Annotated in this window: 6 protein-coding genes and 1 pseudogene; 3 read left to right on the forward strand and 4 right to left on the reverse strand. The window is 69.4% G+C overall.

What is annotated here, in order from left to right; all coding sequences use genetic code 11:
* Positions 1-492 precede the first annotated feature (492 nt).
* Positions 493-3,705: a carbohydrate-binding protein gene (locus tag ABGB08_RS53270; RefSeq protein ID WP_347607809.1), complete on the forward strand. Its 3,213-nt coding sequence runs from the start codon at positions 493-495 to the stop codon at positions 3,703-3,705.
* 10 nt (positions 3,706-3,715) lie between these two features.
* Positions 3,716-5,803 (forward strand): ThuA domain-containing protein, encoded by a 2,088-nt coding sequence (locus ABGB08_RS53275; protein WP_347607812.1) that lies wholly within the window; start codon positions 3,716-3,718, stop codon positions 5,801-5,803.
* Between the two features lie 272 nt (positions 5,804-6,075).
* On the opposite strand, the gene ABGB08_RS53280 is transcribed toward ABGB08_RS53275, so the two are convergent.
* The 3 genes from ABGB08_RS53280 to ABGB08_RS53290 form a co-directional block, all read right to left on the reverse strand.
* Positions 6,076-7,860 (reverse strand): LCP family protein, encoded by a 1,785-nt coding sequence (locus ABGB08_RS53280; protein ID WP_347607815.1) that lies wholly within the window; start codon positions 7,858-7,860, stop codon positions 6,076-6,078.
* 136 nt (positions 7,861-7,996) lie between these two features.
* Positions 7,997-8,398: a response regulator transcription factor gene (locus ABGB08_RS53285; protein ID WP_347607818.1), complete on the reverse strand. Its 402-nt coding sequence runs from the start codon at positions 8,396-8,398 to the stop codon at positions 7,997-7,999.
* 197 nt (positions 8,399-8,595) lie between these two features.
* Positions 8,596-9,540 (reverse strand): neutral zinc metallopeptidase, encoded by a 945-nt coding sequence (locus ABGB08_RS53290; protein WP_347607821.1) that lies wholly within the window; start codon positions 9,538-9,540, stop codon positions 8,596-8,598.
* Between the two features lie 744 nt (positions 9,541-10,284).
* Here ABGB08_RS53290 and ABGB08_RS53295 point away from each other — a divergent pair.
* Positions 10,285-11,154 (forward strand): LysR family transcriptional regulator, encoded by an 870-nt coding sequence (locus ABGB08_RS53295; protein WP_155351982.1) that lies wholly within the window; start codon positions 10,285-10,287, stop codon positions 11,152-11,154.
* Positions 11,155-11,991: 837 nt separating this feature from the next.
* Here the strand turns inward: ABGB08_RS53295 and ABGB08_RS53300 are convergent.
* Positions 11,992-13,667, reverse strand: a pseudogene (locus ABGB08_RS53300) (hypothetical protein); the annotation flags it as partial.

The raw sequence follows: 13,667 nt of genomic DNA on the forward strand, positions 1-13,667 counted from the left end.
ACTGTGGCCCGTGCTCGCGCAGGTGCCGCAGCACCAGGGAGAGGTTGGACCTGCGGACTGTGGCCTGGTCGGCGGGGATGTCCGCGAGTCCGTTGGGAACCGGCCGCACGCGCGTCCTCCTGGGGGGTTGAGGTTGCGGGATCCGCTCAGGAAGTCGACCCTCCGAGCGGATTAATTTGCATGGCGCGCCGAATTAAATGATGTTCTTGCGTAGCCGCGCAAGCGTCGAAGCGCTTCTTGCGGGTAACACTTGTGTAACACGCATCGGATCCTGGACCCTAGGGCAGCAGGGGTGTACAGAGCGATGACTGGTGTGTTAGAAAACGGTAAAATCTTCCCTGGGCTCGCAAAAAATCGACGGAAAGACGCATGCTTCAGACGTGGCACCCGTCTGGTCTTTCAGTCGTTCCGCTCCACCGCACAGCACAACGGCAACAAGCGCGGCGGCGCGCGCCTTGCTGACTGTTTCCCAGGTCAGGAAGGACACCCCCCATGTCACGACCACATCCGAGGCTGTGGGCCCGGCTGGCCGCGGCGACCGTTCTGGTCGTCGCCGGCAGCGTCGTCCCCAGCAGCCCGGCGTCGGCGGCGGACCTGCCCGCCGCCGACTACCAGCAGATCTCCCTCGCCTCCGGCTCGGGCGAGCTCGGCGAGGCCATGTCCCTCGCCGTCATGCCGAACCGCTCGGTGATCCACACCGCCAGAAGCGGCCAGGTACGGATCACCGACGCCAACGGCAACACCTCCCTGGCGGGCACCCTCAACGTCTACACCCACGACGAGGAGGGCCTGCAGGGCGTCGCCGTGGACCCCGGCTTCGCCACCAACCGGTTCGTCTGGCTCTACTACTCGCCGCGCCTGTCCACCCCCAACGGGGACGCGCCGACCACCGGCACCCAGACCGACTGGAACACCTGGAAGGGCCAGTTCTACCTGTCCAGGTTCACGCTCACCACGAGCAACACGCTGGACATGGCGAGCGAGAAGATCGTGCTCAGGGTCGACAACGACCGCGGCCAGTGCTGCCACGCGGGCGGTGACATCGACTTCGACGCCGCCGGGAACCTCTACCTGACCACCGGCGACGACACCAACCCGTTCGAGTCGCAGTCGTACACGCCGATCGACGAGCGCACCAACCGCAACCCGCAGTTCGACGCGCAGCGCTCCTCGGCCAACACCAACGACCTGCGCGGCAAGCTGATCCGGATCAAACCGGCGGCGGACGGCAACTCGTACTCGATCCCGGCCGGGAACATGTTCCCGCAGGGCACCGCCAACACCCGCCCCGAGATCTACGCGATGGGCTTCCGCAACCCGTTCCGGATGTCGGTCGACAAGGCCACCGGCATCGTCTACCTGGGCGACTACGGCCCGGACGCGGGCGGCGCCGACCCCAACCGCGGTCCCGGCGGCCAGGTCGAGTTCAACCGGATCACCTCGCCGGGCTTCTACGGCTGGCCGTACTGCACGGGCACGAACACGACCGCGGAGACGTACAACGAGTACACCTTCCCGAGCGGTCCCTCGCAGGCCAAGTACAACTGCGCCGGCGGCCCGACCAACAACTCCTTCCGCAACACCGGCCTGACCACGCTCCCGGCCGCCAAGCCGAGCTGGATCCGGTACGGCGGGGAGGCGGGCTCCCCGCCCGAGTTCGGCGGCGGCTCGGAGTCCCCGATGGGCGGCCCGGTCTACCGCTACGACGCCGCGTCCACCTCCAGCGTGAAGTTCCCGCAGTCCCTGGACGGCCGCTTCTTCGCCGGTGAGTACGGCCGCCGCTGGATCAAGGCCATCGCGGTCACCGCCTCCGGCGGCTACGGCGAGATCTCCGGCCTGCCCTGGACCGGAACCCAGGTCATGGACATGGCCTTCGGCCCGGACGGCGCGCTCTACGTGCTCGACTACGGCACCGGCGCAGGCAACCAGGCGCTCTGGCGGGTGGAGTACATCGGCGGCACCAACCGCAACCCGATCGCCAAGGCGGCGGGCACCCCGACCTCCGGCATCGCCCCGCTGACCGTCGCGTTCTCCTCGGCGGGCAGCTCCGACCCCGAGGGCGGCGCGCTCACCTACACCTGGAACTGGGGCGACGGCACCGCCAACTCGACGGCCGCCAACCCGAGCCACACCTTCACCGCCAACGGCACCTACAACGTGACCCTGACCGTGCGGGACCCGCAGGGCCTGACCGGCACCGCCAACGTGTCGATCACGGTGGGCAACACCGCGCCGACGGTCACCCTGAACCTGCCGGGCAACGGCCAGCTGTTCAATTTCGGCGACACCGTGCCGTTCTCGGTCACCGTCACCGACCCGCAGGACGGGACCATCACCTGCTCCCGCGTCAAGGTCACCTACTTCCTCGGCCACGACAGCCACAGCCACCAGATCACCTCGCAGAACGGCTGCTCCGGTTCGATCACCGTGCCCTCCGACGGCGAGCACGACGCGGCCGCCAACATCTACGGGGTCTTCGACGCCGAGTACACCGACAACGGCGGCCTGACCACGCACAGCATCCGCACCGCGCAGCCCAAGCACCGCCAGGCCGAGCACTTCGGCGCCCAGAACGGCATCCAGACGGCCACCCACGCCCCGGCCGAAGGCGGCACCACGGTCGGCTTCGTGGACAACAACGACTGGATCTCGTTCACGCCGTACAACATCGCAGGCGCCACCAGCATCACCGCCCGGGTCTCCTCCGGCGGCGTGGGCGGCACCCTGGAGGTCCGCTCGGGCTCGGCCACCGGCACCCTGCACGGCACCGCGACCGTGGCGCCCACCGGCGGCTGGGACACCTTCGTCAACGTCAACGCCAACCTGACCAACCTGCCGGCCGCGGCCACCACGCTGTTCCTGGTCTTCAAGGGCGTCACCGGGCAGGGCAACCTGTTCGACCTGGACGCGTTCACCTTCAACACCGGCACGACGCCGCCGGCGGGCACCATCGAGGGTGAGGCGTTCACCTCGCAGTCCGGCGTGCAGACGGCCGGGCACGCGGGCGCCAGCGGCGGCCTGACCCTCGGCTACATCGACAACGGCGACTGGGCCGGCTACTCGAACGTGACCACGGTCGGCGGCACCGGCTTCACCGCCCGGATCTCCTCCGGCGGCCCCGGCGGCACGATCACCATCCGCTCGGGCTCCCAGACCGGCGCGATCCTCGGCACCGTGGCCGTGCCCAACACCGGCAGCTTCGACACCTTCGCCAACGTGTCCACCACGCTCAACGGCGCGGGCACCGGGCCGCTGTTCCTCACCTTCTCCGGCGGGGCCGGCGCGCTGTTCGACATCGACACCTTCTCGATCGCCCGGGGCACCAGCACCACGATCGAGGGCGAGGCGTGGACCGCGCAGAGCGGCGTCACCAACGCCACCCACGCGCCGGCCAGCGGCGGGCTGACCGCCGGGCACATCGAGAACGGCGACTGGACGGCCTACTCCCAGATGAACACCTCGGGAGCCAAGTCGGCCAGCGTCAGGTTCTCCTCGGCCGGCGCCGGCGGCACCGTGCAGATCCGCTCAGGGTCGCAGACCGGCACCCTGCTGGGCTCGATCACGCTCCCGAACACCGGCGGCTGGGAGACCTTCCAGAACGCGTCCACGAATCTGACCGGCAACGTGTCGGGGACGCTCTCCCTGGTCTTCGTGGGCGGCGCCGGGAACCTGTTCGACATCGACACCATCACCATCACCAAGTAGGAGGCACGTGATGAAACGGCTTAGATTAGCCGTGTCCACGCTCGTCGCGGCCGCCGCCGTCCTGATCGTCCCGACCGCGGCGCACGCCGCCGACCCGGCGCAGGCGGTCCTGGTCTTCTCCAAGACCGCCGGATTCCGGCACGACTCCATCCCGCAGGGCATCCAGCTGGTGCGCGACCTGGGGGCGGCGAACAACTTCACCGTCACCGCCACCGAGGACGCCAACTTCTTCACGGCCGCCAACCTGGCCAACTTCAAGGCCGTCGTCTTCATGAGCACCACCGGCGACGTCCTGAACGCCACCCAGCAGACGGTCTTCGAGAACTACATCAACGGCGGCGGCGGATACGTCGGCGTGCACGCCGCGGCCGACACCGAGTACGACTGGCCGTTCTACGGCAACCTCGTCGGCGCCTACTTCAACAGCCACCCGGCCATCCAGACCGCCACCGTACGGACCGAGGACCGCTCGCACGCCGCGACCGCCCACCTCGGCCCGACCTGGTCCCGCTCGGACGAGTGGTACAACTACCGCACCAACCCGCGCGGCACCGCCAAGATCCTGCAGAACCTGGACGAGTCCAGCTACAGCGGCGGCGGCATGGGCGCCGACCACCCGATCACCTGGTGCAAGACGCAGAGCAACGGCCGCGCGTTCTACACCGGCCTCGGCCACACCCAGGCCACCTACGCCGAGACCGCGTTCCGCACCCTCCTGCTCGGCGGCATCAGGTACGCCGCCGGATGGGCCAAGCAGGACTGCCGCGCGGAGACCGGCTACACCACCATCTACAACGGCTCCACCACCGGCTGGACCCAGAACGGGCCCGGCAGCTTCACCAACACCAACAACACGCTGACCTCCGTCGGCGGCATGGGCATGCTCTGGTACTCGGCCAAGCAGTACGGCTCGTACTCGCTGAAGCTCGACTGGACCATGCCCGGCGACGACAACTCGGGCATCCTCCTCGGCTTCCCGACGCCGACCGACCCGCAGTCGGCGATCAACCAGGGCCACGAGGTCCAGATCGACGCCACCGACACCGCCGACAAGACCACGGGCTCGATCTACGGCTTCAAGTCGGCCGACATCGCCGCCCGGGACGCCGCGCTCAACCCGCCCGGCTCGTGGAACACCTACGAGATCCTGGTCGAGGGCGAGCGGGTCCGGGTCTACCTGAACGGCCGGCAGGTCAACGACTTCACCAACACCGACCCCGCGCGTTCGCTGACCTCCGGCTACATCGGGATCCAGAACCACGGGACCGGCGACGACGTGTCGTTCCGGAACATCCGGATCAAGGAGCTGGGCGGCCCGCCGCCCACCCAGGACACGGTCGAGGGTGAGGCGTTCACCTCGCAGTCCGGCGTGCAGACGGCCGGGCACGCGGGCGCCAGCGGCGGCCTGACCGTCGGCTACATCGACAACGGCGACTGGGCCGGATACTCCACGCTCAGCACCGTGAACGCCACCGGCTTCACCGCCAGGATCTCCTCCGGCGGCCCCGGCGGCACGATCACCATCAGGTCGGGATCGCAGACCGGGCCGGTGCTCGGCACGGTCGCGGTGCCCAGCACGGGCAGCTGGGACACCTTCCAGAACGTCACCACCACGCTGAACGGATCTGGCACCGGGGCGCTGTTCCTCAGCTTCTCCGGCGGCTCCGGCGCGCTGTTCGACATCGACACCATCACCCTCTCGCGCGGGACCGTCACCACCCAGACAGTCGAGGGCGAGAACTGGACCGCCCAGTCCGGCGTCATGGTGGCCAACCACACCCCCGCCAGCGGCGGGCGCACGGCCGGGCACATCGAGAACGGCGACTGGACGGCCTACTCCCAGATCAACACCTCGGGAGCCAAGACGGCCAGCGTGCGGTTCTCCTCGGCGGGCTCGGGCGGCACCGTCCAGATCCGCTCAGGATCGCAGACCGGCACCCTGCTGGGCTCGATCACCCTCCCGAACACCGGCAGCTGGGACACCTTCCAGAACGCCTCCACCAACCTGACCGGCAACGTCTCCGGGACCCTCTACCTGGTCTTCGTCGGCGGCGCGGGCAACCTGTTCGACATCGACACCGTAACCATCACCAAGTAACCCCTCCCCCAAGCAGAAGGGCCGGTCCTGCGCCGAGGACCGGTCCTTCGCCTTTCGATTCCGCCTCACCTGCGCCGAGGACCTTGCGATTCCCGCCTCACCTGCGCCGAGGACCTTGCGATTCCCGCCTCATCTGCGCCGATAACCGGCCCATCGCCTTCCGCCCAGGGGCCGGGCGTGGCCATGGGCAACGCCCTTGTGGCGCCGGTACGGCGAGGATGCGTGCGGAGGTTACCGGCGCCGGATAACGGCGAGTAACCCCCGCATCCTGGTCAGAACCCGCAAAGGTCAGACAATGTCTGATCGGCGGTGTTCTTGTTCGGGGTCGGGGTGGCCAGGCCGGACGACGAGGCGGACGCGGTCGGCGTGGACGATGGGGGAGTCGCGGAGGCGCCGGGGGCCGACGGGGTGGCCGACGCGACGACCGGGGTGGTGCCCACCGACTTGCGGATGGCGGTCGTGGTCATCTTCTTGATCTTTTCCCAGTCGGGACTGCCCGGCCAGATCTGCGGCGGCACGAACTGCGTACTGGTGATCTTCGCGCCCTTGATCTTGAGGCCCAGATCGACCAGGTGCTCCAGCAACTGCCGCGGAATGTCGGTCCTGAACAGCCGCTTCGCCGCCTGGATGATCTTCGTGAAGTTGGTCAGGACCACCTGCGGGCTGGCCTGCTGGGCGAGCGCGCCGATGACGCACCGCTGCCGGGCCATCCGGCTGAAGTCGTCGCTGCCCACGCGGGAGCGGCCGTACCAGAGCACCTGCTCGCCGTTGAGCAGGCGGTAGCCCGCCTTGATGGTTCCGGCGGTGCCGAACTTGCCGCCGTACTTCACGTCCTGGGTGACGCGGATCTTGAGGCCGCCGATGGCGTCGATGAGCGCGGCGAAGCCGAACATGTCCACCATGGCGTAATAGTCGATGTGCAGTCCGAGCGTGGTGCCGATCGCGTCCTTGAGCGCCTCCGGGCCGCGCAGGCCGAAGCTCGGGTTGTCCTCGGCGAACTGCCAGACCTCGTTGAGCAGGCCGCCGTTGGGCAGTTCCCGGTGGAAGCCGTTGGGGAACTGCTTGTTCAGCGGGCTGCGCGCCGAGAAGTGCACGTGCTGGAGGTTGCGCGGCAGGCTGAACAGCACCGTGTTGCCGGTGGCGATGTTGACGCTGGCCACCGTCATCGAGTCGGTCCGCACGCCGGTCCTGTTCCCGGCCGCGTCGCCGCCGATGAGCAGGAAGTTGACCCGCTTGCGCCCGTTGAACGGATCCTCCGCCTTGACCGGGACCGCGGTCGGGTTCTCATGTTCGGACGGGAACGCGGCCAGAAGGTCCTGGGCGCTGTTGACCGTGGTCGCGGTGAGCGCGAACGGCGCCATCACCGACACGCACAGCACGCCGACGACGATGCCGGAGACGATCTGACCCGACTGGGGCAGCCGGTCGGGACCGAGCGTGATGTAGGACAGCAGCACCAGCACGAACCAGGCCAGCGCCAGCACGATCGAGGCCACGGTGAGCGTGACGAGGGTGCTCTCCCGGATGGCCGCGCCGACGTTGCCGACGAACTGCAGGCCGTACAGGATCGCGCCGACCAGGATCGCCCCGAACACGCCGAGCAGGATGAAGCCGGCCCGGCGGTTGCCGCTGCGCAGGTGGGCCGCGCCCGGGATGAACGCCGACAGCACCGTCCAGCCGATGATGGCGCCCACCGACATCGGCCGCCCGAACCGGGGACCTCTGGCCCGCGGTGGCTCTTGCCCGGGGTTGTCCTGCCCCGTGGCGGCTTGCTCCGGGGCGTACGGCCCCGCGGGGTGGGCGGCGCGCGCCGGAGCCGCGGCGGTCTCGTCAGCGGCCCGGCGTGGGGTGGCGCGGCGGCGGGACGGGCCGGGGCGGCCGGGTGGCGGCTCCGGCGCCCGCTCGGCGGCCGGATGCGGCTGCTGCGGATGTTGCGGTTGCAGCTGCGGCGGCGGGCCGCCCGCGGGGTCGTGCGCCGGTTGCTGGTCACGCGGGACAGGTCGCCTGCGAGTCCGTCGCGGACGGCCCTCGTCTTCCGCGGCTCCCCCACCTCGCATGGCAGACCGCTCCTATCTATCAGGTAATACCCCGGCAATGACCAGGGATTCTAGCCCCCATAACTGGACAAGACTGACACAAGCCTAAGAACCGGCGCTTGAAATCCGCTGTAAAAGGACCAACCGCTGATCAACGTCACTTCGTGAGGCTGAGCCAGGCGAGCATCCGCCGGTTGTCGTCGGCGGCGGGCTCAAGACCGAGCTTGCTCAGCACCGAGGCGATATGGCTCTCGATGGTCTTGCCACCCAGCCGCAGGCGCCGCCCGATCGCGTTGTCGGACCTGCCTTCCGCCATCAGGCCCAGCACCGCGCGCTCCCGCTCGGTGAACCGGTCCAGCAGCGTCTCGTTCTTCCTGCGCGCCAGCAACCGCCCGACGATCTCCGGATCGATGACCGTCTCGCCGCGCGCGACCCGCTCTAGCGCGTCCCGCACGGTCACGGCGTCGTCGACGCGATCCTTCAGCAGGTAGCCGACCCCGTCAGGCCCGATCTCCAGCAGGCGCCGCGCGTAGGCCGTCTCCGCGTACGTGGACAGCACCAGCACACCCAGGCCGGGGCGGCCGAGCTGCGCGCGGCCGCCCCGGCCAGCCCCTCGTCGGTGAACGCCGGCGGCATCCGGATGTCCAGCACGACCGCGTCCGGAACCTGAACCGACATCAGCGCCCGCAGCTCGCGCAGGTCGCGCGCCCGCCCGAGCACCTCGACGCCGACGTCGCCGAGCAGCCGTGGTAGCGATCAGGACACCGTGGAGGAGCCGACCGCCCACGTGTTGCACTGGTAGGCCTGCTGGCGTTGCCAGCCCTGGCGGAACCAGGCGCCGCTGTTCTTCGGGGAGCCGTGGTCGCGCGGGTAGCCCGGCCAGTCGCCGACGTTGGAGAAGAAGTAGAAGAGGTTCTGGCGGCGGGCGGCCGGGATCGGGTAGGTCGCGGAGACCGAGCGCATGAACATGCCGCTGAGGCAGTTGGCCTGGAGTTCGAATCTCCGGCTGATCGCCAGGCGCTGGCTTTCCGAGCTCGCCCGCCTGCTCTGCTCCCAGCGGGTCTGGGAGAGGCCGCTGAGCTGCTGGATGTGGTGGCCGTACTCGTGGGCCATCATGCCGATGATGCCGCCGTGCCAGCTCACCAGATCGCCGTAGCCGCGCGCGTCGCCCCGGCCGCTGGCCATCGCGGAGGTGGAGGCGTAGATCGTCATGTTGGACGGGCAGTAGTACGGGACGATGGTGCCCCGCATCGGGAAGTCGCCGCACGCGCCCCGGCCGGAGCGGGCCACGATCGCGTACTTCGGCGGGGTGAACGGAATCCCCGCCTGCTCCAGACGCGGCTTCCAGGCCTTGCCCATGCAGAGGCTGGTCTTCATGATGAGCGCCTTGAGCTGCCCGCTGTTGTAGATGTTCGCGCTTCCCGCCGGACACCGCGTCTTCGGCAGGGCCCCGACCTGGTACAGCGTGTTGTTCTTCAGCGACCGATCCAACCGCACGGCCGGCCTCGCCGGATCGCCCGGGTCCGTGGTTCCCCGCGGACCGTTCGGTTCCGCGGTTCCCCGCGGCCCGTCTGGTCGCGAGGTCGGCAGCGAGACCGGGGAGTCCGCCTCGTAGTCTCGCGTGTTGTTCGTCAAGGCCGCGCCCACGATCAGCACCGCGAACACGAACGCGCCCAGCCCCAGCAGCCCTCCAATGATCACCCCCGCACTGGACTTGCGCCGCGGCGGCCGCCAGTGCGGCGGCGTATGCCTGGGCGGCCCGTAGGGCCCACGCGGCGCGGGCCGCGCCCCCTGAGGAAACCACGGCCCCTGCGGGGCAGGCCCCGCGCCTCGAGGGAACGATGGCCCCTGCGGCGCAGGCCTCGCGCCTTGAGGGAACGATGGCCCGTGCGGAGCAGGCTGCCCTTGTGGCGCGGGCCGCCCATCTGGGCGGAACGACGGCCCGTGCGGTGCGGGTGGCGCGCCTTGGGGGAACGACGGCCCCACCGGTCTTTCCGGCTGCTGCGCAATACCCCCCTGATTGCCGCCGGGTGGCGAGAAAGGGGGTCTTCGGGGCTGCTGCGCGGTCGTATCGAGTTGCGCGGTCCTATCGGGCTGCCCGTCCGGCGGGAGGGAAGGGCCGTTTCCCGGGGGAGAAGGGTAAGGCGGTCGAGGTGGGTTCTGGTCGGGAGCGCTCTGCGGAGGCGGGTCGCTTGCCGGGGGTTGGTTCGCCGAGGGTTGGTTCGCGTGGGGGCGATGGGACGGTTGGCCGTAGGGATGGCTGCCCGATGGCGGCTGGGTATTCTGCGGCCCCACGTTCTACCCCTTTGCGAGAGATTGGGCAGAACGATACTGATTTAACACCCGTCACGGATGTAGCAGCAGACGGGTACAATCTGTAATCAGACGAGGTGATCTCTGCGATGTTCCGGAATCACCGGCCTGCTCTGCCCTAGCGTTTTTGGCATGAATCTGCAGCAGCTCCGTTACGTGGTAGCCACCGCGGAGCACCGCACCATGACCGACGCGGCCAGATCCCTCTACATCGCTCAACCCGCACTCTCGCGCGCCATCCGGGATCTGGAGCGCGAGCTCGGGATGACGCTGTTCGCCCGCTCAGGTCGTGGTGTGGTCGTCACCGCACAAGGACGGCGGGTCGTCAAGCTCGCCCGGGAGGCGCTGGACGCCGTCCGGGAGATCGAGGCCCTCGCCACCCACTCGCACACCACGGGCGCCGAACTCAGGATCGCGTCCACCCCCAGCCTGGAGCCGGGGCTCGCCGGGCGCCTGCTGCCCGCCTACGTGGCGGAGCATCCGGGCATCCGCGTGCAAATCGTCCGCTGCGACGGCCGTGAAAGTGTGGTCAGCGCCGTCCGCGAGCAGCGTGCCGACCTCGGGCTCACCGACCTGCCGGTGCCCACCGACCTGATCAGCCATCCCCTGGAGCGCCAGGAGATCGTCCTGATCTCGCCGCCGGGCCTCGACCTCCCCGACCCCATCCCGATGAACCGCCTCAACGGCATGCGCCTGGTCCTGCCCTCTCCCGGCAGCCCCCGCCGCAAGGAGTTCGACCAGATCTTCGCGACGTACGGCGTCCGCCCCATCCCCGCCATCGAGTCTGACGAACGGGCCCGCTGGCTCCCGGCCGTACGAGACGGCAAGGCATCCCTGCTCTGGTACCGGGGCATGGCCGAACAGGCCACCCGCGCCGGCCTGGTAGTCCGCTCCCTAGACCCCTCAGTCCGGAAGATCATCGCAATCGTCCACGCCCGCAAGCGCCTCCCCGCCATGGCCCAGGACTTCCTGACCCTCGCGGAGGGCGGCTCGGCCGCCTAACAACCTGGACCGTTCCAATCCCAACCAAACGACGAAATATCACCAAATACGGTGAGACTTCTGGATCGGCCATTTCCCGAAGCATCACCACCCACCCAACCCCAGGTCGGGACACCCAACCCCCCCATCGTCCCGACCTGGCCCATCCCCCACCCAAACCCCCTACCTCTCAATCCGACCCTGTCCACTGAGCAACCCGTGCCCACGCCCCACGACGCCTGAGCACCCGTCCTCCTTCGTGCCCCGACCTGGGCGATCCACGTGAGTTCTGTGGGCCTGTCGTCCCAGGTCGTAGCAGCCTGGGTGAGGGATCCACGGCGTCGCTCCCGGAATGTGCCATAGCGGGCTGTTCTCCCGTTGAGCGGCCAGATATTGGTGACCGACAAAGGAACCGCTTTCCTTCAGCCTCGACCTTCCGTCGGCACAGCAAGACTTCCACGTGACCGCTATTGCCTGGGGTGTTCTCCCATCTGTGCTCCGCGACGACCGGTGTTCTAGTCCCTATTGGTTCAGGGTGAACTTCTGAGCTGGGGTTTCTCCGCTCCGCATGACAATGGTCGTCCCGGCCTTGACCCTTCTGCGCTGGTATCACAGTGGCAGGGCCGAAGGAATTCTCACCTTGTGAGGCCGAGGGCGATGAGCGGGTTGTGGAGGTCGTCGCGTGCCCAGCGGGTGCCTTCGGCGATGTCGGTGAAGTTCAGCGGGCGTAGCGCGCCGATCGCGTAGCTACGCATGGCGGCCGGGATCGACGATTCTTCGGCTGTTTCAGGATCGGAGAACTCCTTCAACCCCCTGGGTTCCTGGCCTGGGTGGGTGGCGTGCTCGTGCCGGTCCGGTTCAGCGCCGGAGTCGTCCGGTGTAGCGGTTTCGTTTGCCGTGGTAGAGGAGGGTCCAGGTGCCGTCGTGGTTGCGGCGGGTGCGGTAGCGGTCGGGGTGGGTTGCTTTGTCGCGGTTGTGCCAGGTGCAGGCGGGGGCGAGAAGGTCCAGGTCGGTGGTGCCGCCGTCGGCCCAGCCCTTGACGTGGTCGATTTCGGCCATGTCGGCGGGGATGGGGCAGCCCTCGCGGTAGCAGGTGGCGTAGCGGGCTAGGACGGCCCGCCGCTGGGCGGGCGTGGCCAGGCGCACCGCGCGGCCCATGTCCAGGACCTGGCCCTGGGCGTTGACCACCAGGCGAACCAGTCGTGAGGTACGGGCGAGCCGGTGGACGTCGGAGATGGGCAGCAGTTGCCCGGTGGCGATCAGCAGTCCGGGTGCCAGCCGGTCCGGCGCGTGCCCACAGGTCCTGCACGCCTCCTCCACCGGCCTCTCACCCGCGCCTGTGCTGCTGGCACCTGTCCCGGCTGAACCTGTGCTCGTGCTGCCTGTACCTGCTCGGGCTGAACCTGTGTCCGCGCTGTCGGCACCCGCTCCGGCTGAACCGGTGCCCGCGTGGTCAGCACCGGCTCCGGCCGAAGCCGTGCCTTCAGTGTGGCGGGGACTGCCCGCGCGGCGGGTCGAGCCGTCACCGGCCGGAGGTGTCCCGGGCCGAGTATCGCTGGAGCCGGCGGTGTCGGCGTTGGCGGTGTCGGCGTTGGCGGTGCCAGCTGCGGCTGTGTCGGGGTCAACGGTGTCGGCCGCAACTGCGTCGGCCGCGGCGGTGTCGGCGCGTCCGGATGTGCTCTGCGATAGCGGCGCCCCCGTGGCAGGTGTGGTCGGCGTGGCGGGCGTGCCGGACGCCGCGGCGGAGGCCGCATGGGTGGAGTCGGCGTCATGAGTGGGGTGGTCGGTGCTGGGGTGGTCGGTGCTGGGGTGGTCGGTGGTGGGGTGGTCCTGTGTGGGGTGGCCGGTGATGTGGTCGGCGGGGAGGGACTCGGCGCGGACCAGGACCAGCAGTTCGGTGGTGACCTTCCTGCTCAGCAGCGCTGACAGGGCGTCGGCCTGGCGGACCCGGAGTGGGCGGTCCTCGTCTTTGCCTTTCGGTCTGGCGTAGGCGGTGAGGAATTCGCGCAGGCGGGCGCCGGCCTCCCGGGGCAGCCGGAACTCCCCCTCCACACCGCCCGTACCAGACGGGCGCACCAGCAGGAAACGGGCGGCGTAGTCGGCGTCGGCGTCATCCTCCAGGCTGCCGGGGTCCAGCAGCTCACGCAGGTACCGCCCGGCCTTGCCGATCTCCGCCGGGGAGGCGCGGTCGGCCAAATCCAGCAGGATCGGCTCGGCCAGCCCGGCCTGCGCATCGTCCAGATGGGCGGTGACCCGGCAGATCGCCTCGACCGACCCCTCGGCCAGCGTGCCGGACGCAAACCGATCCCGGACGACAGGCAGCCGGGCCAGCTGCATGGCGAGCCGGATCAGACGGGAGGCGCCCGCACCGCTCATCCCCGCCGACGCGCGCAACCAGGTCCCGGTCGAGGCGTGCCCGCCGCTGCCGGCACTCCTGGCCTCACCGGACGCATGCACCCGCCCCACCCGCGCGGCGATCGCCGAGTCCAGCCGATCCTGGGCGAACAGCAGATCCTCCGTCTCGCCCACGCACA

Source organism: Acrocarpospora sp. B8E8, from assembly GCF_039871605.1.
In the GTDB taxonomy this organism is placed as follows: Bacteria; Actinomycetota; Actinomycetes; order Streptosporangiales; family Streptosporangiaceae; genus Acrocarpospora; species Acrocarpospora macrocephala.